The organism is Polycladomyces zharkentensis, from assembly GCF_016938855.1.
GTDB lineage: Bacteria > Bacillota > Bacilli > Thermoactinomycetales > JIR-001 > Polycladomyces > Polycladomyces zharkentensis.
On the sequence record NZ_JAFHAP010000008.1, the window covers coordinates 181,190 to 203,005 of the forward strand.

Annotated in this window: 19 protein-coding genes and 2 pseudogenes; 20 read left to right on the forward strand and 1 reads right to left on the reverse strand. The window is 54.0% G+C overall.

What is annotated here, in order from left to right:
* Window positions 1–20: 20 nt before the first annotated feature.
* Window positions 21–1,370, reverse strand: a complete 1,350-nt coding sequence (locus JQC72_RS08080; RefSeq protein WP_205494617.1) for a sulfatase family protein — start codon at window positions 1,368–1,370, stop codon at window positions 21–23.
* A gap of 345 nt (window positions 1,371–1,715) precedes the next feature.
* Between JQC72_RS08080 and JQC72_RS08085 the strand changes: the two genes are divergently transcribed.
* The 20 genes and pseudogenes from JQC72_RS08085 (at window position 1,716) to JQC72_RS08175 (ending at window position 21,779) form a co-directional block, all read left to right on the forward strand.
* Complete coding sequence (locus JQC72_RS08085; protein WP_205494618.1) at window positions 1,716–2,750, forward strand: CgeB family protein; 1,035 nt, start codon at window positions 1,716–1,718, stop codon at window positions 2,748–2,750.
* Between the two features lie 497 nt (window positions 2,751–3,247).
* Complete coding sequence (locus JQC72_RS08090) at window positions 3,248–4,999, forward strand: sigma-54 interaction domain-containing protein (RefSeq protein WP_205494622.1); 1,752 nt, start codon at window positions 3,248–3,250, stop codon at window positions 4,997–4,999.
* A 175-nt stretch (window positions 5,000–5,174) separates the two neighbouring features.
* A pseudogene (locus JQC72_RS08095) lies at window positions 5,175–5,522 on the forward strand (hypothetical protein).
* 57 nt (window positions 5,523–5,579) lie between these two features.
* Entirely contained in the window at window positions 5,580–6,728 is a 1,149-nt protein-coding gene (locus JQC72_RS08100) for an acyl-CoA dehydrogenase family protein (protein WP_205495300.1), read from the forward strand.
* Window positions 6,729–6,745: 17 nt separating this feature from the next.
* Window positions 6,746–6,877, forward strand: a complete 132-nt coding sequence (locus JQC72_RS16495; RefSeq protein WP_302104607.1) for a hypothetical protein — start codon at window positions 6,746–6,748, stop codon at window positions 6,875–6,877.
* A gap of 42 nt (window positions 6,878–6,919) precedes the next feature.
* A pseudogene (locus JQC72_RS08105) lies at window positions 6,920–7,089 on the forward strand (enoyl-CoA hydratase-related protein); the annotation flags it as partial.
* 15 nt (window positions 7,090–7,104) lie between these two features.
* Window positions 7,105–8,316, forward strand: a complete 1,212-nt coding sequence (locus tag JQC72_RS08110; protein ID WP_205494624.1) for an acyl-CoA dehydrogenase family protein — start codon at window positions 7,105–7,107, stop codon at window positions 8,314–8,316.
* A 45-nt stretch (window positions 8,317–8,361) separates the two neighbouring features.
* A complete protein-coding gene (locus tag JQC72_RS08115) occupies window positions 8,362–9,249 on the forward strand; it encodes an alpha/beta hydrolase (RefSeq protein WP_205494626.1) in 888 nt (295 codons plus the stop codon).
* A gap of 48 nt (window positions 9,250–9,297) precedes the next feature.
* Complete coding sequence (locus tag JQC72_RS08120; RefSeq protein ID WP_205494628.1) at window positions 9,298–9,687, forward strand: acyl-CoA thioesterase; 390 nt, start codon at window positions 9,298–9,300, stop codon at window positions 9,685–9,687.
* Between the two features lie 283 nt (window positions 9,688–9,970).
* Window positions 9,971–11,095, forward strand: coding sequence for a zinc-dependent alcohol dehydrogenase family protein (locus JQC72_RS08125; RefSeq protein ID WP_205494630.1), 1,125 nt, complete (start codon window positions 9,971–9,973; stop codon window positions 11,093–11,095).
* An 856-nt stretch (window positions 11,096–11,951) separates the two neighbouring features.
* The gene (locus JQC72_RS08130) at window positions 11,952–13,154 is read left to right on the forward strand and encodes an acyl-CoA dehydrogenase (RefSeq protein WP_205494632.1); all 1,203 of its coding nucleotides are present in this window, start codon (window positions 11,952–11,954) and stop codon (window positions 13,152–13,154) included.
* Between the two features lie 759 nt (window positions 13,155–13,913).
* Window positions 13,914–14,669 carry an SDR family NAD(P)-dependent oxidoreductase gene (locus tag JQC72_RS08135; protein ID WP_205494634.1) on the forward strand — a complete coding sequence of 252 codons (756 nt, stop codon included), beginning with the start codon at window positions 13,914–13,916 and terminating at the stop codon, window positions 14,667–14,669.
* A 189-nt stretch (window positions 14,670–14,858) separates the two neighbouring features.
* Complete coding sequence (locus JQC72_RS08140) at window positions 14,859–15,617, forward strand: 2-phosphosulfolactate phosphatase (RefSeq protein ID WP_205494636.1); 759 nt, start codon at window positions 14,859–14,861, stop codon at window positions 15,615–15,617.
* Window positions 15,607–16,668: a phosphotransferase family protein gene (locus JQC72_RS08145; RefSeq protein ID WP_205494638.1), complete on the forward strand. Its 1,062-nt coding sequence runs from the start codon at window positions 15,607–15,609 to the stop codon at window positions 16,666–16,668. Before JQC72_RS08140 ends, JQC72_RS08145 begins: the two co-directional genes overlap by 11 nt.
* Before the next feature lie 47 nt (window positions 16,669–16,715).
* Complete coding sequence (locus JQC72_RS08150) at window positions 16,716–17,498, forward strand: enoyl-CoA hydratase/isomerase family protein (RefSeq protein ID WP_205494640.1); 783 nt, start codon at window positions 16,716–16,718, stop codon at window positions 17,496–17,498.
* Between the two features lie 12 nt (window positions 17,499–17,510).
* The gene (gene fabG, locus JQC72_RS08155; protein WP_205494643.1) at window positions 17,511–18,269 is read left to right on the forward strand and encodes a 3-oxoacyl-ACP reductase FabG; all 759 of its coding nucleotides are present in this window, start codon (window positions 17,511–17,513) and stop codon (window positions 18,267–18,269) included.
* Between the two features lie 17 nt (window positions 18,270–18,286).
* A complete protein-coding gene (locus JQC72_RS08160; RefSeq protein ID WP_205494650.1) occupies window positions 18,287–18,736 on the forward strand; it encodes a MaoC family dehydratase N-terminal domain-containing protein in 450 nt (149 codons plus the stop codon).
* Entirely contained in the window at window positions 18,733–19,155 is a 423-nt protein-coding gene (locus tag JQC72_RS08165) for a MaoC/PaaZ C-terminal domain-containing protein (protein WP_205494652.1), read from the forward strand. Before JQC72_RS08160 ends, JQC72_RS08165 begins: the two co-directional genes overlap by 4 nt.
* Window positions 19,156–19,261: 106 nt before the next feature.
* Window positions 19,262–20,035: an SDR family oxidoreductase gene (locus tag JQC72_RS08170; RefSeq protein ID WP_205494654.1), complete on the forward strand. Its 774-nt coding sequence runs from the start codon at window positions 19,262–19,264 to the stop codon at window positions 20,033–20,035.
* A gap of 70 nt (window positions 20,036–20,105) precedes the next feature.
* A complete protein-coding gene (locus JQC72_RS08175) occupies window positions 20,106–21,779 on the forward strand; it encodes a long-chain fatty acid--CoA ligase (protein ID WP_205495302.1) in 1,674 nt (557 codons plus the stop codon).
* Window positions 21,780–21,816 lie beyond the last annotated feature (37 nt).

Sequence of the window (21,816 nt, forward strand, 5' to 3'; positions counted from 1 at the left end):
TTTTTTGATGTGTGAGGGGTTCAATATCCCAACTCACTCAGACGTTTCTTCACTTTTTCCTCTTCTGCCGCCGTTTGTCTGTGCAGGCGCACTTTCACTCCGCGGGACAGGGGGTCCTTTCGCTTGTATTTTGTCAACTTGAGTCGAATCCACCGGGTCATGTTGGCATGCAGTCGTTTGGCCACTTTGGGGGCGCGTTGTATGAGATTTTTCGTTTCTTTCGGGTCCAGCTTCAGGTTGTACAGTTCATACCGCGGATTGCCGTAGACGTCCGGTTCCAGCGACTGAATCAGTTTCCAATGCGGTGTCCGAATGCTCCGTTTCAACTGCCAGTTGGCCTCGCATGAAATGGCGAAGGGGCGTACGTTTTTCGCTTTTCCTTTGATTGTGGGAACCATGGAAAATCCGTCCAACGGTTGGATGTGTCGCGGTATGGGGATGCCGGCGATGTCGAGAATGGTGGGCAGGAGGTCGGCATGCTGGACAAGGTCGGGAATGCGTCGTTGGGCGGGTAGCTTGGCAGGGCAGGAGAGGATGAGCGGAACATGGATGGTGGGTTCGTACAAACCGTGGTGATCATAGTAAATGCGGTGTTCTCCCAAGCTTTCACCGTGATCGGATACCAGGATGACAAGGGTATTTTCCCATATCCCCCAATCTCTCAAATGCGATACCAATTGACCGACGGCATCGTCCGCCTGGCTGACGGCGGCATCGTACAATTCATTGATATGTTGAGGATTGTTGATCTCTTTGCTCCAACGACGGATGAAGCTCCACAGCGGCTCCCGAAGAACGGTGTTCAACCCGGGTGCCTGTTGGAGCTGTCGGGGAGAGCGGACATGCATCCGGCTGAAAGACGGTTGCGGCAAATAGGGAAAATGCGGGTCCCAGTAATGAACAAACAAGAACCAGTCTTTTTCCCGTCTGTGATTTTGCAACCAACCGAGCGCGTGTCGGTTGATTTCATGTGCAGGTACGGTGAGATGGGTTTTTCCTGGTCCGGCAGGATCGATATATGTCTGGTATCCCTGTTTGAACCACGGGTTGAACTTGCCGGTGATGCGCGTATTGCAGTCGACGGCGGCCGTTCGGTAGCCATTTTTTTTCAGGATCTGGCTCAGGGGAATGAGCCGGGAAGAGATGGTAGTCGGCTTCATATTGACGATACCGTGTTGGTAGGGAGATTTTCCGGTCATCATCGTGACAAAAGAGCTTTGGGTCACATTGTTTTCTGCGATGCAACGTTCAAACAGTACACCGTTCTTTGCAAGCTGATCGATATGCGGGGTCATGTTGGGTTTGTTGTAACCGTAACAACCGAGACGATCAGCACGCAACGTATCGATGGCGATCATCAGAATCTTCACACGGGATCACCTGCCTTTGAGCCTGTCAGCCAACATCTGACCCGTCAACGAGCAGGGTGTCTGCTCAGTCTGATTGATGCGGCAAACAGTTTGCGTATTGTGACTTGGCCGGGAAACGGTTCGTTCTTTCTCTTGTTCTCAGTCAGGCAGACGGGCCGGCATCTCCCTATAGCGTATGATAGGACCGGAAAGCGGGTTCCACTCCCGCACCAAACGGGCGGATCAACGGAGGGACAGGACAAACGAGGGTTTTTCCAAGGGAGCCGAACGGGACCGAGGCGGACCAAATATAATGGTGTAGTCGCGCATCCTCTTACAGAAAGGGGAGGAAGGGCAAGAATCCCTATGCGTTTATTCTATGTTTCTTCCGGTTGCGGGTTTCACTTTCAACACTACTTGTCCGATGAAGACGAAAACATCATCAGCGCTTTTCGGGAGATTGCCAAAACCACACCGGATTTCCACTTTGATACGTTTCTTCTCCAACGGGAACCGCTGAAGCGGCTGTCGACAAAACTGGCTTCCTTTCGCCCCGATTTTATTTTGGTTTTTCGTGGTTATCGCTTACCAACTGCCGCCGTCCAACAACTTCGCAAATTTCGGGTGCCCTTCGGGATCTGGGTGGTGGATGATCCGTATCGACTGAAGACACACGAACAACTGGTGAAACCGTATCCGTTCGTGTTTACGCAGGATTCCGGCAGTGTATCCTTTTACCGAAGCATGGGGAAAAAGGCGTTCCATCTCCCTTTGGCCGTCAACCCGGCCAAGTACCGTCCGGTCAGGGTACCATCCAAATACCGGTCCGATATTTGCTTTGTGGGAAGCGCGTTTCCCGTTCGGTTGCATTTTTTCGATCAGATGACGCCGTTCTTACTGAAAAAACGGTTTATTATCATCGGTCAATGGTGGGAGCGGTTGAAAAACTATCACAAGCTGAAGCACCGCATCCGCAATCAACCCATCCCGCCGTCGGAAGTGGTCAAATACTACAGCGGTGCCAAGATCGTACTCAACATCCATCGCACCCATAACGATCGGCGGGATAACCATCGCAACCTCCCCGCCTATTCTCCCAACAACCGAACGTTTGAGATTGCGGCCTGCCGCTCTTTCCAACTGCTCACCTGCCGTCGGGATCTCAAGCGGTTTTACGTACCGGGACAGGAGATGGTCTGTTTCCAAAACATCCAGGATCTCAAACGGAAAATCAACTACTATCTCTCACATGACGACGAGCGAAAACGGATCGCGGTCAAATCCTATCAACGCACGCTGCGGGATCACACCTATCACGTGCGTCTTCGCTATTTGCTCCATCTGCTGGATCAACATCTTGGAGGAAGGGCGAAAGTGGCGAAGTCGGATCGGATTCCGTGATCATATAACAAGCCGTCTCCTGATCAAGGAGACGGCTTTGATTTCTGTTTGATGCGCTTTTTTTATCTTCGGGACTGAACAATCGCTTCGAGTGCCTGCACGATATCCCGTTCGATCGCACGCTTTTTTGGTGCGGAACGTTCCCAGCGACAGTTCGCTCTCATGATGATGAAACAGCATTACAACAAAAAAGCGTGGTTTTAGCCTGCCATGAAAATAAAAGGGGGCCTAAACGCCAAAATATCGGCCGAAAGTTCAATGATTCACACACCTCATTTTGTGCGATTTTTCGTATAATTGTATTATACGGGGTTTTACCGGCATTTTCTGAATTGATCAAAAGGGTACCGACTTAGCGAGAGGGCTGAAGCCTTTCATTGTCCGACGCTCCTTTCATCTCAACCCAAAGGGCCGGGTTTTCCCGCTCGTTCTTTATCATTGGAGAACCGGGAAAAAGAGATTGACGATCGGGATTTTACTTGGTAAGGGGATGGACGATGGCTGAGAAACTTCACGATTGGAAGCATCTTTGGCACCAAACACCCTGCCCCATGGCAGTTGTGGATGACTCGGGGATGATCCGCTACGGAAACCGAGAGTTGCTCCAACTGGTGGAACAGAAAAATCCGGATGGTCGATCCTGGGATTCGTTCATTCAGGCAACTTCCTCAAGGGAACATCCCGGACTTCAACAGATCGACGGCGAGAGATACAGGGTTCGTTACGGTGTGCTGGATGAACCGAAGGGTTGGCGTCTTTACTTGTTGGAAAAGGTCTCCACTGAAGGACATGCTCCTCTGCCGTCGCCCAACGAATTGGATTTGGACACGCTCATTGAAAACTCCTATGACTGTATCTACATTACGGACCATAACGGGATCACGCTCCATACAAACTCAGCGATTGAAAGACTGACGGGAATTCCAAAGGAGTATTATATCGGGAAAGACGTTCGGTATCTGGAAAAAAGGGGCATATTGAAAAAGTCTGTGACGCTGGAAGTGTTGAAAACAGGAAAAACCGTCAGCACGGTACAGGCCAATAAACGAGGGAAAGTGCTCATCATTACGGGGAATCCGGTCTTTGACAACGAGGGCCGGGTTGTACGGGTGATTACCAATATCCGGGATGTGACCGAATTAAATCGCCTCCGGGATGAACTGGACGAAACGCGCAAGCTGTCGGAGCGATACCGGAATGAACTGTCCGAACTGAGGAAGTTATGCCTGAAAGAAGAACCCTCCATTGTGATGAACGATGTGGCCATGCAGCAGGCCTATCATCTGGCAATGAAAGTGGCCGCTACTGACGCGACGGTTTTGCTGTTGGGGGAATCCGGCGTGGGCAAAGAAGTTTTCGCTCAGATGATCCATAAAAACAGCAACCGATATGAAAGCGGTTCCTTTATTACCGTTAATTGCGGCGCGATCCCGAAGGAACTGATCGAATCCGAATTGTTCGGGTACGAGGGAGGTGCCTTCACCGGAGCCCGAAAAAAAGGGAAACCGGGAATGTTCGAGTTGGCCGAGAATGGAACCCTGTTTTTGGATGAAATCGGGGAGCTCCCTCTGGAGATGCAAGTAAAGCTCCTGCGCGTGATTCAGGAAAAAAAGGTCCGAAGAGTGGGGGGGACACGGTCCGTTCAAGTCAACGTGAGAATCATTGCGGCAACGAACCGCGATTTAAAAGAAATGGTGAAAAAAGGAGCGTTCAGGGAGGACCTGTATTACAGGATCAGCGTGGTTCCAATTGAAATCCCTCCCCTCCGACGGCGAAAAAACGACATTAAACCGTTGCTGATTCACTTTCTGGACAAGTTTAACCGTAAATACCGCAAGTCGTGTTATTTTGTCCAAGACGTTTTCGAGAAACTTCAGGAATACGAGTGGCCGGGAAATGTCCGGGAGCTGGCCAATATGGTGGAACGGCTGGTCATCACCTGTCCGGAGGATGCGATTCGACCGGAATATATTCCGGAAATACGGGAAAATCAAAACGTTGAATCCCGCGGCGGACGATCCCGGGAGATTGTACCGGAGATCAACGGGGAAATCTACAACCTGTCGGGCTTCAACCGTTCCTTTCAATCTTTGAACGACTTCCTCTCGCACCTGGAGCGCGAGATTTTGGCCGAAGCCTATGAACGGTTCCACAGTTCTTATCAGGTGGCGCAACATTTGGGAATCAGCCAGTCCACAGCCATGCGGAAGGCTTACAAATACGGTATCAGAGAAAGAAGTTCCTCTTAAGTCAATTTCGGTTTATAAACCGAAATTGACTTATTTTTTGACTTATATGGAGATGAATGATGCCCCCCCTTTTTGGGGTGTTTGGGGAAACGTCATGTGGCATGGCTTTTGCGTGAAAAAGGGAGCGGGAGGTGCGAAACGGTGAGAGGTTGCTGGATAGTCGGAGCGGGCAGGTTTGACGATGGACGAAATTGACTTGGTCGAATTGAACGAGGCTTTTGCCGCCCAGGCGGTGGTGTGCATGCGCGAATGAAACATACCCACAGAAAAATGCCATGTGAACGGTGGTCCCATTGCGATCGGCCCCCATTGGGAAGCACGCGGTTTTCTACTGTACGAGATGAAACGCCGCCAAGTCCGTTATGGATTGGTGACCATGTGCATCGGAGTGGGACAAGGAATCGCCATCATTGTGGAACGAATAGAAAGTGAAAGGAGGGAGGATCGGTATCGGCGGTGCGGGAGTGATGGGGAGGGAGATTGTTTGGGTGAAGACCGGACAGGGCGTTTACCGGTACGATGAGCGGGGACGGCGCATTCCCTGCAAAGAAGAAGAGCTTGCAAAGTGAGGGTGAGCGTATTGGAACTTGTGGTCAAACCCGAAATCCGGCAGCTGCAGACAGTGGTCAGGGATTTTGTGAAGGAAGTGGTCGAACCGGTCGCGCAGATGATTGAAGAAGAAGACCGTATTCCTGAGGATGTCGTGGAGCAAGCAAAGGAACTGGGATTGTTCGGTCTTTCCATTCCCGAGGAATACGGTGGGTTGGGCCTGAATATGACGGAGAAGTGCCTTTTGTTGGAGGAACTCGGAAAAACCCATAACGGTTTCACCAGTCTCATCGGCGCTCACACCGGTATCGGAACCGTCGGAATCGTGGAGTTGGGAACGGAAGAACAGAAGCAGCGGTTCCTGCCGAAAATGGCGACGGGAGAATGGATCGGTGCGTTTGCTCTGTCCGAACCCGAGGCGGGATCGCATGCGGCCAACCTGCGCACCCGTGCTGAACGCAAGGGGGATTGCTATGTGCTAAACGGGATGAAACACTTTATCACCAACGGTCCGGAAGCCCGTGTGATCACCGTCATGGCCAGTACCGATCCCGCCAAGGGTGCCAAGGGGATCACCTCCTTTTTGGTGGAAAGTGATTTCCCGGGGTTCAGTCGAGGTCCGTCGGATGTGAAAATGGGACTACGTGGTTCCCACACCTGCCAGTTGTTTTTCGAGGAATGCGAGGTGCCGGTGGCAAACCGCCTGGGAGCGGAGGGAGAAGGGTATGTTAACGCATTGAAAATCCTGGCCAACGGTCGGGCCTCACTGGCCGCCCGCTGCCTGGGGTCTTGCGAGAAATTGTTGGAACTTTCCATGGATTACGCCATGCAGCGGAAACAATTCGGAAAACCCATCTTTGAGAATCAGGCCATCCAACACATGTTGGCGGACATGTATCTGGAGATTGAAACGTTGAGGAGCTTTTTGTATCGGGTGACTGCCATGGTGGATCAGGGGAAGAAAGTCATCAAGGAATCGGCGGCGGTGAAATTGTATGCTTCGGAGGTGTACAATCGCATCGCGGATCGGGCGGTACAGATTTTCGGCGGAATGGGTTACATGAAAGAGTTTCCGGTGGAGCGGTTTTACCGGGACGCCCGAATTACGCGGATCTATGAAGGGACGTCGGAAATTCAGCGCAACATCATTGCCGCGCAATTGAAGAAGGAATACGTCTGATGGGGAGGAACAAAAAGATGCCGGCCATCCGACAATTCGTCTCCGGGTCTGCCTTCGTCGGCAGGGCAGCCCGAGGAACGGGGATGTGGTCAACGTGGGGATCGTTGCTGTTGGATGAGCCGTTTCCGGGGAGCAAATCCGGTCATTGATATACAAGCCGGGGTTTGATTGATGAGATCGAGCAGTACGAGAAACTGACCATTGCTGTGGTCAACGGTTATTCGTTGGGGGGAGGATGTGAGTTGACCATGGCATGCGATCTGCGGATTGCACAGGAAAATGCCAAGTTGGCTTTCCGGAGCTCAGTTTGTCCATTATTCCGGGAGCGGGCGGAACCCAGCGGTTGGCTCGCCTGGTGGGATAAGGAGTGAATCGCATGTTTGACTTCTCATATTCGGAAGACCAATTGTCTGTCAAGAAGCTGGTACGTAAATTCGTGGATCGGGAAATCATGCCGAACATCGAAAAATGGGATGCAGAGCAACACTTTGAAGCCAGCATCATCGATAAATTGGCAGCTCTCGGACTCATGGGTGTCTGCATCCCGGAACAGTACGGTGGCCAAGGCATGGACTACATCACCTTTGCCATTGTCTGTTCCGAACTGGAGCGCGGAGACACCGCCTTCCGAACACTCGTCTCCGTTCACACGGCGCTGAACAGCATGACGCTGTTGCAATGGGGAGATGAATTTCAGAAAGAAAAGTATTTGAAGCCACAGGCGCAAGGGAAGAAAGTGGGTGCCTTTGGTTTAACGGAACCGAATGCCGGGTCCGATGTGGCCGCCATTCAGACCCGGGCCATCAAGGATGGGGACTCCTACATTTTAAATGGGAGTAAAACCTGGATCTCTCTGTGCGATGTCGCCGATCATTTCCTGATCTTTGCCAAAACCTCTCCGGATCAAGGACACCGTGGAATCTCCTGCTTCATCGTGGAACGGGCCTATCCCGGGGTCACAACCCGTGGATTCAAGAATAAACTGGGCATCCGCGCCGGGAATACGGGTGAAATTTTCATGGAGGACGTACGCGTCCCTGCTGAGAATCTCGTAGGTGAAGAGGGCGAAGGTTTCAAAATAGCCATGTCCGCTTTGGATAACGGACGCTTCAGTGTTGCCGCCGGGGCTGTCGGATTGATTGACGCCTGTATCGAAGCGAGCGTCAAGTATACCCATGAACGGGAAACCTTCGGGCAATCCATCGGGAAACATCAACTGGTTCAGCAAATGATCGCCAAAATGGTGGCAGGCTACGAAGCCTCCAAACTTCTGGTTTACCGAGTCGGCTGGATGAAAAACAAAGGGATCCGCAATACCCGGGAAACTTCCCTCGCCAAATGGGTCGCTTGTGATGCCGCATTCAATGCTGCCGTGGATGCGGTCCAAATTCACGGGGCCAACGGCTATTCCCATGAGTTCCCGGTAGAGCGGTATATGAGAAACGCAAAAGCCCTCGTTATTTATGAAGGAACCAGAGAGATTCATCAAGTGATGCAAGCAGAATACGCATTGGGTTACCGAAAAGACAAGGAACTCCGCAAAAATCTGCCCTCCTGGCCATTTAAAGAGGCGAAGAAACCGGTCTAGGCCAATCGGCTTGATCCCATCAGTAAAAGGAAAGAGGTATATACAATGGCAACCTTCAAAGAAAAAACGCTGGCAGCCATTATTCGATGGAGAGCGAAGTCGCAGATGGCCAAGTATGCTCTACGTCCTTCAACCGTTCCGAAGGTGCAGTTTGAAGAGCGGTTTGTTCCGACACCTGTGGGTGACTCCCGCGTACTCGTGTACCGGCCACTTCGTTCGTCTGAAGGATCATTACCGGTCTATGTCAATTTTCATGGGGGCGGCTTCATACTTGGCAGTGCGGAAATGGACGACGTATGGTGTCGCGTGATTGCCGACCGGGCGGATTGTGTGGTTGTGAATGTGGATTATCGGTTGGCGCCGGAGCATCCATTTCCCACTGCTCTGGAGGAAGGTTACGGCGTCATCAGATGGATGTACGACCAACCTGGGCAGTTGGGGATCAACAGGGAGCGGATTGCGGTTGGCGGTCACAGCGCCGGCGGCAATTTGGCTGCCGCGATTTGCCTCCTTGCACGCGAACGAAGCGAATTTCCAATCACATTGCAAATATTGGACTATCCGCCGCTTGATCTGGCGACCGATCCTTATGAGAAACCGACGCATCCTCAAGCCATCCCACCATGGTTGGCCGCCATTTTCAACGGCTGTTACCTGCCGTCACCGGAGCAGGCGCGCAACCCGCTCGCCTCGCCGATTTATGCGGAGTCACTGGCGGGGTTGCCTTCCGCTCTCATCATCACGGCGGAGTTCGATTCTCTAGCCCCGGAAGCAGAGCGGTATGCGCAGCGGCTAAGAGAAGCAGGCATAGCTGTGAGTCACAAACGCTACGAAGGTGCCGTTCACGGGTTTACACACTCCGGCCCATTGGAATTGGCGGAAGATGCTTGGGAGCTCATCATCACCCATTTACAGCAAGCATTTGGAAAGTAAAGTCCAAATCCTGTCAACGACAAAAAGGGAAAAAGGGGGGATTGATCCATGTTTGTCACGAGGATTCGTCCGCGTGTATCCGAGACAGATGGAGTCGGTCACATCAATAACACGACCATTCCGATTTGGTTTGAATCAGGTCGCGATGAAATTTTTCGTTTATTCACACCTGATTTGTCATTTCAGAATTGGAAATTGGTCTTGGTGAACATGAACATAGACTTTGTAAAAGAAACTTTCTATGGTCGGGAAGTGGAGATACAAACGTGGATCAAGAAAATTGGCAATACAAGTTTTCAAATACAGGAGGAGTTGTATCAAGACAATGAATTGCGAGCGCGGGGAGAGTGCACATACGTCCATTACAATTTTGTGGAGCAAAAACCGGAACCAATTCCGCCGCACATTCGGATACAACTGGAGCAACATCTTCGCTGAACGGGTTCAGATAGATCCTGAATTACCGATCGGCTGGAGGATGAGGATACGGCAGATCTTGTCATCGAAGCAATGTCGGAAAGATTTGACGCCAATTGGACGAATTGGCCAAACCAGGGGCGATTCCGGCAAGCAACACTTTGTCTCTGGAAACGGTGATCACAAAAACATCCCGTTTTATGGTTGACCCAGTCCGAAAATGGGTTTCGTCATGATTCGAGTCATTTACGTGCCGGAAATCCACGGAAGGATATGACGAACCTCATAAAGGAGGGACTTTCAAATGAAAATTCGCGCCGCCGTTCTGTATGAAATGAACCTGCCGTCTCCTTACAAGGACAGTCGGCCGCTTCGAATCGAAACGCTCGACCTTGACCCGCCCAAAGTGGGCGAAGTGCTGATTCGCATACGTGCCGCCGGTTTGTGCCATTCGGACCTGTCCGTCATTAACGGCAGCCGGCCCCGTCCGATGCCGATGGCGCTGGGTCACGAAGCAGCCGGTGAGGTCGTGGAAGTGGGGCCTGGTGTAACCGACCTCCGACCTGGCGATCATGTGGTCTGCGCCTTTGTGCCCAGTTGCGGACATTGCCTTCCTTGCCAGGAAGGACGTCCGGCCCTCTGTGAACCCGGCGGTGCTGCCAACAGCGCGGGGACCCTGCTGTCCGGGGAAAGAAGGTTACACAAAGACGGGATGGATATTCATCACCATCTGGGCATATCGGGATTTGCGGAGTATGCGGTCGTAACAAGAAACTCCTTGATCAAGGTTGACCCGGAAGTGCCGTTTGATGAAGTCGCAGTCTTCGGGTGTGCTGTGATGACCGGAGTGGGAGCCGTGGTCAATACCGCCCGCGTCCCGGTGGGCAGCAGTGTGGCCGTTGTCGGTCTGGGCGGAGTCGGCCTGAGCGCCGTACTTGGCGCCCTCGTGGCTGGAGCAAGGCGCATCATCGCTGTGGATGTCAATCCCGCAAAGCTTCAGATGGCACTGGAACTGGGGGCCACCGACGCATTTGACGCACGTGATCCGGAAGTGGTGCAACTGATTCGCGCGGCTACCGATGGCGGTGTGGAATTCGCATTTGAAACCGCCGGTGCAGTGCCTGCCATGCAGACTGCTTTCGCCATCACGCGTCGCGGTGGCACAACCGTCACGGCTGGACTGCCTCATCCGGAACACCATTTTTCTTTCCCGCACGTCCTGCTCACCGCTGAAGAGCGAACCATCAAGGGGTCTTACGTTGGAAGCTGTGTTCCGGCACGCGACATTCCTCGTTTGATCGAGCTGTACAAGCAGGGGCGCTTACCGGTCAACCGGTTACTGACTGATCGCCTGCGTCTTGAGGATATCAATGAAGGATTTGATCGACTGAATCGCGGTGAGGTTTCACGGCTTGTTGTCATGATGTAGGTGTGTAAACATTTTGACGCGAAGCAGAAGGATGACTTTAACAGTCCACACGTCTGAAGGTGTGGGATTCCTGGGTCGTTGGCGTCCACAGTCCGTTTCCGCTTTGGACAACGCCCGGTGTTTAGAGGTGTGATTTCACCCCGTCCCATGCAGTTCTGCAGCAATGCTGCACGCATGGGCGGCGTACCTGCGACCAACGGAAGTGCCCGTGGTATTACCGGTACGCCGGTTCCTCCTGACTCACGCTCACGGTTTTACCCGGTGGGAGTCTTCGTCACCAGAACCATCTGTCATGCCGTACAAAATCCTAATGACAGCAGCATGAGCACAGCTCGATGACTATGCCAACATTTCGTGTTGGGCCCCTGACAATTCCCATGAAGGGGATAACGGACAAAACTGTCTTTCATCCCACGATTCAAACCGCTTCCGACAGCCATTTCTGTAAAGATGATTTGGTTACATGAAAGATATGGATTCTTTCTTTTGGATGATCCCTCGTTTCGAAAAACCACTTGGTAGGATCTCTTTTGTAAACAAAATTTGTTTCCATATGAAACACAACAATATACTTAACCGCGCTGCATTTCTGTGCTCACCGTTTGACGTTGCGCTTTCTGTGTATATTTAACATAATTTTCTGTTAATAACTCCTTGAACGCTGCATCGATACTGGCATTCATCTTGCATATATATTGGGTTGAGTGAAATGGACGTCCCCCAACCCACTTATCTCCGGTGGGTGAAGGAGTGAAGGGCCGCCTGATATGTTCCGCGTACTTCCTTGTCGGAAGCGGAAAGATTCTCTGGCGGAGCTGCAGGGTCGGTAAACCATGGGAGAAAGGGATGGAGACTGATGGACTTCGCGTATTCCGGTCGGGTGAAGGAGTATCAAGAACGGTTGCTTCGCTTTATGGAGGAGGTGGTGTACCCGGCGGAAAGGATTTATGTGGAACAGCTGCGGGAAAGCCCCACGCGGTGGGTCGTCCCGCCGGTGATGGAGGAGATGAAAGCGAAGGCCAAAGAGGCCGGACTGTGGAACCTGTTTCTGCCGGAGAGCGACAAAGGGGCGGGTTTAAGCAATTTGGAATACGCCCCCCTGTGCGAGATCATGGGACGCTCTCCCATCGCCCCCGAGGTGTTTAACTGCTCCGCCCCGGACACGGGCAACATGGAGGTCTTGGAGCGATATGGGACCGAGGAGCAGAAGGAGAAGTGGCTCATTCCCCTGTTAAACGGGGAGATCCGTTCGTGCTTTTCCATGACGGAACCGGATGTGGCCTCTTCAGATGCCACCAACATCCAGACCAGCATTCGCCGTGACGGAGACGAGTATGTGATCAACGGGCGGAAGTGGTGGTCCTCCGGTGCCGGCGATCCCCGGTGCAAAGTGGCCATTGTGATGGGCAAGAGTAATCCCGATGCGCCCAAGTACCAACAGCATTCGATGATCATCGTCCCTCTGGATACCCCGGGAGTGCGCATTGAGCGGATGCTGCCGGTGTTTGGTTACGATGACGCCCCTCACGGCCACGCGGAGATCACCTTTGACAATGTACGCGTGCCGGCCTCCAACATCATCTGGGGAGAAGGCAAGGGATTTGCCATCGCCCAGGGCCGCTTGGGACCGGGAAGGATTCACCACTGCATGCGCCTGATCGGGGCGGCGGAGCGCGCCTTGGAACTGATGGTTCGCCGCGTCAAAGAGCGGGTGGCATTCGGCAAACCCTTGTCTGAGCAAGGGGTGATCCGGGAGTGGATCGCCGACTCCCGCATCGAGATTGAACAAGCTCGCCTGCTGACGCTGAAAGCAGCGTACATGATGGATATCGCGGGCAACAAAGTGGCGAAAAAGGAGATCGCCATGATTAAAGTGGTTGCTCCCAACATGGCTCTCAAAGTCATCGACCGTGCCATTCAGGCCTTCGGTGCCGCCGGTGTCAGCGAAGATGTTCCTCTCGCCTTCATGTGGGCCAATGCCCGTACCCTGCGTTTGGCTGACGGCCCCGACGAGGTGCACCGCCGGGCCATAGCCCGCATGGAGTTAAGTGATGAGTGACAAGGGGAAAGACCACGGGGAAGACGATTACGGACGCCACTCCCGATGACTGTGGCCGGAATCCCAAATTTATTAAGTATTGCCGAGTGGACAGAGGTCAATATCGCCTGTTTCACCGGATACTACGACGAGCGTTAAAAGGGACACCCAACCTGCTTGAAGATCTACAGTTTTCGGATGTGGAGCAGGAAATCTGCGAGATGTGATCAAGCAGAACGCCGAGGGGATCGGTAAAACCGGCCTTTGACAAGAACGCCATGACGGATGATGAGCATGTTCTTCCGGACGGCGACCTAAGCACAACGGGTGACGGGGGGAGCCAGCGGAAGTCCTTGTTGTCGAAGAGGCGGGTCCCAGCCCATCCTCATCGATCACATGGACGGGAACACCGATGGAGATACCACATCCGCGTCCGGAAGACGGGTTGTTCCGTTGCCTTTGACCGCATGGGCATGCAGGGTTGGTCGGGGTGCCGTTGGATTCCGAGAAACTCGTCGTCCTTGCTCATAGGTTACGAGATGACACGGTGAACGTTGTCCCCCGGTCTGGCCGGAGGAGTTGGCCAAATCGCAGGAAAACAGGTACAACATCATTCCGCACTTGAAGGAGAAAAGGTTCCCGAGGGGCAGATCGATCAGATCTTTGTGAAAAACCCGGCGCAGATGTTCGGCGTCAACAAAGGTGCAATTGTAGCCGAAACCTCCCCCCGTATCCGGGGATAACTTTCTATTCCATTGCAGAAAAACGGAGGTTCTAGCGATGCGGTTAAAGGGAAAAGTGGCGATTGTCACCGGCGGGGCAAACGGGATCGGCCGCGCCGCCGCCAAAGAGCTGATCCGGGAGGGGGCCAAGGTGGTAGTGGCGGATCTTGACCGGGCCAACGGTGAGCGGACGGTGGCCGAGATTGAAGCCGAAGGGGGATCTGCCCGCTTCTTCCAGGCAGACATCTCGCAATACGACAGTGTGAAGGTGTTGGTTCAGGATACTCTCCGCCATTTCGGCAAGTTGGACATCATGTTCAACAACGCCGGTGTCGTCAATCGGCGTGAGTCCCTTTTGGATTTGCCGGTAGAAGAGTATCACCGTACCGTGGAAGTCAATCAGCACGGGGTTTTCTACGGGATCAAGGCGGCGGGAAACGCGATGAAGGAAAACGGAGGCGTCATCATCAACACCGCCTCCATTTACGGCTTTATCGCCGACCGTAAATATTTCCCCTACCATGCAAGCAAGGGCGCGGTAGTGATGATGACCAAAGCGGCTGCCTTGGAGCTGGCCCCCTACAACATCCGCGTCGTAGCCATCGCGCCGGGGCTGGTGGATACGGAGATCGTGAAGCCGTTGAAAGCGCGCTCTGAAGTTTGGCAAGCGGTGGAAAAAGCACATATGCGCGGCAGGGCGGGGAATCCCGTGGAAGTGGCCAAGGTGGTGGCATTTCTTGCCAGCGATGACGCTTCCTTTGTCAACGGATCCGTCCTGTTTGTCGACGACGGCGCGGTCGCCTTTAAACGATGAAACAGGAAGGACGAGACGGAGGAAGAGATGATCATGCACGGAGCGGATGGCGAATACAAGTACCCAGGGAGATCTTTCTGAATGAATGGCCCCCAAGACGGCAACGGGCAATTTCTTCGCCGGCGGCTCACAGACATGGCGAGGAAGGAAGCATGGAAGCAGCAAATACGTAACAGGAGCTGAATGCATTTGGCAAAGAAGATGCGTGTTTGGCTGAAAAAAGAAGAGATTGATGCCGCCAGGCTGACGGGGGCAACGGCCGTCGTCATGGATGTTCTCCTGGCGACAACGACGCTTCTTGCCATCATTGAGGCTGGCGCCCGCAGGATCTTGCCCGCCGGCAGCCTGGAGGAGGCGCATCGTTTGGCGGATGAACTGGCATCCCCCCTTCTCCTGACCGGAGGGGAGGAGGGTGGCGTCATTGTCGACGGATTCGATTGCGGCCCTTTTCCCGATGAATATCCCGCGGAAAAAGTGAAAGGAAAAGATGTCATCTATCTCACCACCAACGGCACCCGGGCGATTCACCGCGCCAAAACTGCTGACGAGCTGTTGATCGCCTGCCTTCGCAACGCTCCCGCGGTAGCCCGTTACTTGCAGAAGGTAGAGACCGAAACCGTCTGGCTGATCTGTGCCGGCTCTCAGGGGTGGGTTTCCCTGGAAGATACCTTGTGCGCCGCCGTCATTTTGGCGGAGATGGACCTGACCGGGTGGGATTTGGACGATACCAGCCTGTTGCTGCAGCAATTGGGCGTCAGCCACCGGGGAGACATCCCTTCCCTTTTGAAAAAAGGTCGGGTAGGCCGGTGGTTTGAACGAGAAGGGCTGACCCACGTCTTCCGTCATACGGGGGAGGTAGGGGCCAGTAATACCTTGGTCTTCTTACAAGACGGGCTGCTTGTACCGCTACAAAGCAAAGTGGGTTGGAGGGAAGCACATGGAAGATAAGACGATTCCCGTTCGCGAAGGGGAGGAATTTGACCGGGAAAAGGTGGCTCGTTTCTTAAGGGAACACATCGACGGCCTGGCGGATGTCCCCATGGAAGTACGGCAGTATCCCACCGGGGCTTCCAACCTGACCTATTTCATCCGGATCGGGGAGTGGGAAGCGGTGCTGCGTCGTCCTCCCTTGGGTCCGTTGCCGCCCAAGGCCCACGACATGGAGCGGGAAGCAATGCTGCTGGAGAAGCTGCATCCAGTATTTCCTCTGGCACCGAAGCCTTATGTCATCTGCCGGGATGTTTCCGTCTTGGGAGCAGTCTTTTATGTAATGGAACATCGGCGGGGTGTCGTCATCGATGATGCTTTTCCCCCGGAGGTGAAGCCGACACCGGATCTCTGCCGGCGGATTTCCGAAGCGATGGTGGACACCTTGGTGAAGCTCCATGACATCGATTGGCGGGAAGCGGGGTTGGCCTCCATGGGACGTCCCACGGGATTTTTGGCGCGGCAAGTGAAGGGGTGGATCACGCGGTATGAAAAGGCGAAGACCGACGAAATCCCAGAAGTGGCGCCCCTCGTCCGCTGGCTGTCGGAAAACGTGCCTGAGAGTCCCGCTCCGACGGTGATCCACAACGATTACAAGCTGAACAACATCCTGTGGGATGCGGAGGATGCGGCTCAACCTGTGGCGGTGCTGGATTGGGAGATGACCACCATCGGCGATCCCCTCTTTGACCTGGCTGTGGCTTTAAGTTACTGGGTACAGCCGGACGATCCCGAGGAGCTGACCCGTGTGTTGCCCACGGTAACCACCTGCCCCGGCTTTGTCTCCCGGGAGGAATTGATTGAGCGATATGCCCAAAAGAGCGGACGTGACCTTTCTTCCCTGCACTTTTACATGACTTTCGCCTATTTCAAAAATGCGGTGATCCTGCAGCAGATCTACGCCCGCTGGAAAAGGGGGCAGACGAAGGATAAGCGGTTTGCCTCCTTCGGAGAGTGGGTGCGCCATCTGATCCGACACGCCGATGGCTTGGCCCGGGCTGGAAAACGGTAGTCCAGAAAAAATCCAAATATAAATATAAGGCAGAAAGGGGCCTGACCATGTTTGAAACGATCCTTTTTGAGAAAGAGGAAGGGTTGGCAACGATCACACTGAACCGTCCCCAGGCGCTGAACGCTTTTGACGAGCAAATGCATGAAGAGATCTATCAAGCGGTGAACCTGGCGGCCGGGGATGCCGATGTCCGCTGTATCCTGCTGACGGGGAGCGGCCGGGGGTTCAGCGCCGGTGCAGACATCAAAGTGATCAAGGAGGCAACCGGGGAAGTGGATCTCGGGGAATATCTCAGGAAGACCTATAACCGACTCTTGCTCAGAATCCAGGAAATCGAAAAGCCCTTTGTTGCCGCCCTTCACGGACCGGTCTACGGGGCGGGCTTAGGCGTGGCTCTCGCTTGCGACTTTCGCATCGCCGCCCCCAGTTCCAAATACTGCATGGCTTTTATCAACATCGGCTTGGTTCCCGATGCCGCCACCTCTTTCTTCCTTCCCCGGATAATCGGATTGGGCCGGGCGTTGGAGATGACTATGACCGGGGAGCCGGTGGACGCTGAGGAAGCGTACCGCATCGGTTTGGTCAACAAAGTGGTGGCGGAGGAGGAGTTGGTCAAAGAGGCGAAAGCTTTCGCACGGCGCTTGACACAGGCTCCCACCAAAGCCCTCGGCTTGAGCAAAAGGATGTTGTGGCAAAGCTTTGAAAGCGACCTGGCCACTGCTCTGAACCGGGAAGCCGAGTTCCAGGCGGCTTGCGGCAGGTCAGCGGATCACAAGGAAGCGATCGCCGCTTTTTTCGAGAAACGGAAGCCCAACTTTATCGGTAAGTGAGGAGGAATCATCATGCGATTGAAGGATCGCGTCGCCTTTATCACCGGGGCCGGACGGGGGATCGGCAAAGCGATTGCCCGGCGTTTTGCCCGAGAAGGAGCCAAGGTGTGCTTGACGGATATCGATGAGGCAGGAGTGTACACTTCTGCTGAAGAGCTGGAAAAGGAGGGGCTTACGGTATTTGCCGTCCGGGTGGACGTCACAGACCGCGGCCAAGTGGAGGCGGCCGTCGAGGAGACGGTGAATCGCTACGGCCGCTTGGATATCCTGGTGAACAACGCCGGGGTGATCCGGGACAACCTCCTCTTTAAGATGAGCGACGAGGATTGGGAGACGGTGATGAATGTTCATCTGAAGGGAGCGTTTTACTGCAGCAGGGCGGCTCAGAAGTATATGGTGGAGCAAAAGTACGGTCGCATCATCAACATCTCCTCCACCTCCGCCTTGGGAAACAGAGGTCAAGCCAACTACGCCGCCGCCAAGGCGGGCCTGCAAGGATTCACCAAGACCTTGGCCATCGAGTTGGGGAAATTTGGCATTACCTGCAACGCCGTCGCCCCCGGATTTATCGATACCGAGATGACCCGGGCGACGGCGGCTCGAATCGGGGTGGATTTCGACCAGCTCTTGGAGATGTGGGTGAAGGAGATTCCGGTAGGAAGAGTCGGAAAACCGGAGGATATCGCCACTGCTTGCCTTTTCTTCGCTTCGGAAGAGGCATCTTATGTCAACGGACAGGTGCTGTACGTAGCCGGAGGACCCAAAGATTGATCCGCGAGGTGAGTCCCATGTGGCAACACTTGATCGGAAAGCGTTCCGAGCCGGTGACCAACTGGGTGGAGCGGGGAGCGGTAAAGCGATTTGCCGAATCGATTCAGGATTTGAATCCGCTCTATTTTGACGAGGGAGAGGCAAGAAAGAGCCGTTGGGGGCGGTTGATCGCCCCGCCCACCTTTCCGATGACTTTTGACTACGGACGGATCGAGGGGTTGAGCCTGCCGGAGAGCGGGTTGATCCACGGCGATCAGACCTTCCGATACCGCCGCCCCCTCTTTGTCGGGGAAGAGGTCTCCTGCTACACGGTGTTAAAGGATGTGACCGAGAAAAAGGGGAAAAGCGGCCATCTCACCTTTCTGGTCTTTGACCGGATCGGGGAAGACCGGGAAGGTGAGCCCATCTTTACCGCAACCACGACGGTGGTGGTCACCGAAGCGGTGAAAAGGGGGATAGCGGGATGAAACCGGTCGCGTTAACGTGGCAAAAAGGGCAAGAGCTGCCGGCAGTGACACTGCCGCCGGTAACGAGGTTGCAGCTGATCAAATACGCCGGGGCTTCCGGGGATTTCAACCCGATTCACACCATCGACGAAGCGGCCGAACAAGCTGGCTTGCCCGGGGTGATTGCCCACGGGATGCTGACCATGGCCACCATGGCGCGCCTGTTTACCCCTTATTTGGACCAGGGGTTTATTCAGCGCTTTTACACCCGGTTTGCAGGCATGGTCTTCGTTGGTGACGCGCTCACCATCAGCGGCAAAGTCGTCGAAACCCAATACACAGAGGAGGGAGAGCTCGTCACCTTCGACGTTTTTGCCAAAAACCAAAAAGGGCAGGTTGTCGCCAAGGGCAGTGTCGATTTTCTCGTCTTCAGGGATTAGAAAAACGCAGGTGATGGGTTGAGCCATCGCCTGCTTCCATACTTGTTGGGATTCCCGGGTAAGCGGATACTTCTAATTGCCAACCAACTGGGATGGGGTGATAAAGTTGACCGTATTCGATTTATTTCGTTTGGACGGAAAAGTCGCCATCGTGACTGGCGGAGGAAGGGGATTGGGGCAGCAGATTGCCCAAGCCTATGTGGAAGCCGGCGCGAAAGTCGTGCTCTGTTCTCGAAGGGTGGAGAACTGTGAACAAGTGAAATCTGAACTGGAGGCACAGGGGGGAGAGGCTGTTGCGCTTCCCTTGGATGTCACCCATCCTGACTCGGTGAACGAAGTCGTCGCCAAGACCATCGAACGCTTCGGCCGCATCGATATCTTGGTCAACAATTCCGGTACCTCTTGGGGCGCGCCGGCTTTTGACATGCCCTATGAAGCGTGGCAAAAGGTGATCCAAACCAACCTGACAGGCACATTCCTGATGTCTCAGGCCGTCGGCCGTCACATGCGCGATCAGGGGGGCGGCAAGATCATCAACATTGCGTCTGTGGCCGGATTGCGAGGCTCTGAGCCGGAGGCATTGGACGCGGTCGGTTACAATGCAAGCAAAGGCGGGGTGATCACGCTGACCAAAGATCTGGCTGTGAAATGGGCTCGCTACAACATTTGTGTCAACGCGATCGCACCCGGTTTTTTTCCCACGAAGATGACGAAAGTCGTGCTGGAACGCGGTTACGACCGGATTATCGAGGCTACGCCCCTCCGACGGGTCGGGGGAGAACGTGATCTGCAAGGAGCGGCCCTTTATTTCGCATCGGCGGCCTCCGATTTCGTCACTGGGCAGATCCTCGCGGTCGATGGTGGTTCAATGGCGAAATAGCCTGTAGGTAAAAGTCAAGTGCTTCAGAATGGGAACGATGGTTCCAACATTCAAGGTGAGGTGTGAAATGATGACGGAGCGCCATTTTCAGTTCTGGCCGAAACGTCTGCCAACCACACTGACCATCCCGGAGACGACCATATACGACAACCTTGAGGTTTCTGCCCGGCGTTACCCGCAAAAGACTGCCATCCATTACTATGGAAACACCATTTCCTATCGAAAACTGTGTGATGAAGCGAATGCGCTCGCAGGGTATCTTCAGACAGAACTGGGCGTGGCAAAAGGTGACAGGGTCGTTCTTTACATGCAGAACTCGCCGCAATACATTGTTGCCTTTTACGCCATCCTGCGTGCGAACGCGGTGGTAGTCCCGATCAACCCCATGAATACCACGGATGAATTGGCGTTCTATGTCACAGATTGCGGTGCAAAGGTAGCCATCATCGGTCAGGAACTGTATGAACGGATCGCCCCCGTTTTGCAGAAAGGCGTTCTCAAACATCTCATTGTCGCTGCGTATTCGGATTATTTACCCGGAACGGTCGAATATGAACTGCCAGAGGCGGTAGCTGCTGCCCGGCGTGACATCGACAACACTGCGGTGACATCCTGGAACGAAGCACTGGCCGGAGGATATCGACCGGGTCCGATTGAAGCGGGGGCGGATGACTTGGCGGTACTCCCGTATACGTCGGGGACGACCGGTAAGCCGAAGGGCTGCATCCACACGCACCGGACGGTCCAGGCGAACATCGTCGGCAGTTGTGCTTGGTATCAGCTCACCCCGAATGCCACCATTTTGGCGACGCTGCCTTTATTTCACGTGACCGGTTTGCAACACAGTATGAATGCGCCGATTTACGCAGGCAGCACAATCGTGCTCTTAACCCGCTGGCATCGGAATGTTGCGGCTCAGTTGATTGAGCGGGCAAAGTGCACGCACTGGACAAACATCGCGACAATGGTGGTGGATTTTCTGGCAAACCCCAATTTGTCCAAATACCGTCTCCATTCGATGTGCCTCATCGGGGGTGGAGGAGCGCCCCTGCCGAAAGCAGTGGGAGAGAAGTTGTACCAGTTGACGGGGATTCGCTACGTCGAAGGGTACGGATTATCCGAGACGATGGCACAGACTCATTTCAATCCACTGGATCGTCCAAAACTGCAGTGCGTCGGGGTTCCGTCCTTCGACGTCGATGCACGCGTTGTCGATCCCGAAACCCTGCGGGAACTCGGCCCGGGTGAAGAAGGGGAGATTGTCGTGCGCGGGCCACAGGTGTTTAAAGGATACTGGAATCGTCCGGAGGAAAACAACAAGGCTTTCGTCGAGATCGATGGGAAGACGTTTTTCCGCACAGGCGACATCGGCAAATACGACGAGGAAGGTTATTTCTTTATCATCGATCGCCTCAAGCGCATGATCAATGCTGCCGGGTTCAAAGTATGGCCTGCGGAGGTTGAATCCATCCTGTACAAACATCCCGCTGTGGAGCATGCGTGCGTCATCGGCGCACCTGATGATCGCCGCGGCGAGACGGTGAAAGCGTTTATCGTCCTGAAAGAGACAGCGGTGGGCACTGTCACGGAAAAAGACATCATTGTCTGGTCCAAGGGACAGATGGCAGAGTACAAATACCCTCGTATCGTGGAGATTGTTCGCTCTCTTCCCATGTCTGGAAGCGGTAAAATCCTCTGGCGGGTGCTGCAGGAAGAAGAACTGAAAAAGCAAAAACAAGCATGAGGAAGAAGCGTTTCCCCCCGCTCGTTGATATTATTCA

What these genes read in the sequence shown, in the direction of transcription:
- JQC72_RS08085 (WP_205494618.1), top strand. Translation starts at nt 1,716, where the DNA reads ATGCGTTTATTCTATGTTTCTTCCGGTTGCGGGTTTCACTTTCAACAC.
- JQC72_RS08090 (WP_205494622.1), top strand. Translation starts at nt 3,248, where the DNA reads ATGGCTGAGAAACTTCACGATTGGAAGCATCTTTGGCACCAAACACCC.
- JQC72_RS16495 (WP_302104607.1), top strand. Translation starts at nt 6,746, where the DNA reads ATGCCGGCCATCCGACAATTCGTCTCCGGGTCTGCCTTCGTCGGCAGG.
- JQC72_RS08110 (WP_205494624.1), top strand. Translation starts at nt 7,105, where the DNA reads ATGTTTGACTTCTCATATTCGGAAGACCAATTGTCTGTCAAGAAGCTG.
- JQC72_RS08115 (WP_205494626.1), top strand. Translation starts at nt 8,362, where the DNA reads ATGGCAACCTTCAAAGAAAAAACGCTGGCAGCCATTATTCGATGGAGA.
- JQC72_RS08120 (WP_205494628.1), top strand. Translation starts at nt 9,298, where the DNA reads ATGTTTGTCACGAGGATTCGTCCGCGTGTATCCGAGACAGATGGAGTC.
- JQC72_RS08125 (WP_205494630.1), top strand. Translation starts at nt 9,971, where the DNA reads ATGAAAATTCGCGCCGCCGTTCTGTATGAAATGAACCTGCCGTCTCCT.
- JQC72_RS08130 (WP_205494632.1), top strand. Translation starts at nt 11,952, where the DNA reads ATGGACTTCGCGTATTCCGGTCGGGTGAAGGAGTATCAAGAACGGTTG.
- JQC72_RS08135 (WP_205494634.1), top strand. Translation starts at nt 13,914, where the DNA reads ATGCGGTTAAAGGGAAAAGTGGCGATTGTCACCGGCGGGGCAAACGGG.
- JQC72_RS08145 (WP_205494638.1), top strand. Translation starts at nt 15,607, where the DNA reads ATGGAAGATAAGACGATTCCCGTTCGCGAAGGGGAGGAATTTGACCGG.
- JQC72_RS08150 (WP_205494640.1), top strand. Translation starts at nt 16,716, where the DNA reads ATGTTTGAAACGATCCTTTTTGAGAAAGAGGAAGGGTTGGCAACGATC.
- fabG (WP_205494643.1), top strand. Translation starts at nt 17,511, where the DNA reads ATGCGATTGAAGGATCGCGTCGCCTTTATCACCGGGGCCGGACGGGGG.
- JQC72_RS08160 (WP_205494650.1), top strand. Translation starts at nt 18,287, where the DNA reads ATGTGGCAACACTTGATCGGAAAGCGTTCCGAGCCGGTGACCAACTGG.
- JQC72_RS08165 (WP_205494652.1), top strand. Translation starts at nt 18,733, where the DNA reads ATGAAACCGGTCGCGTTAACGTGGCAAAAAGGGCAAGAGCTGCCGGCA.
- JQC72_RS08175 (WP_205495302.1), top strand. Translation starts at nt 20,106, where the DNA reads ATGACGGAGCGCCATTTTCAGTTCTGGCCGAAACGTCTGCCAACCACA.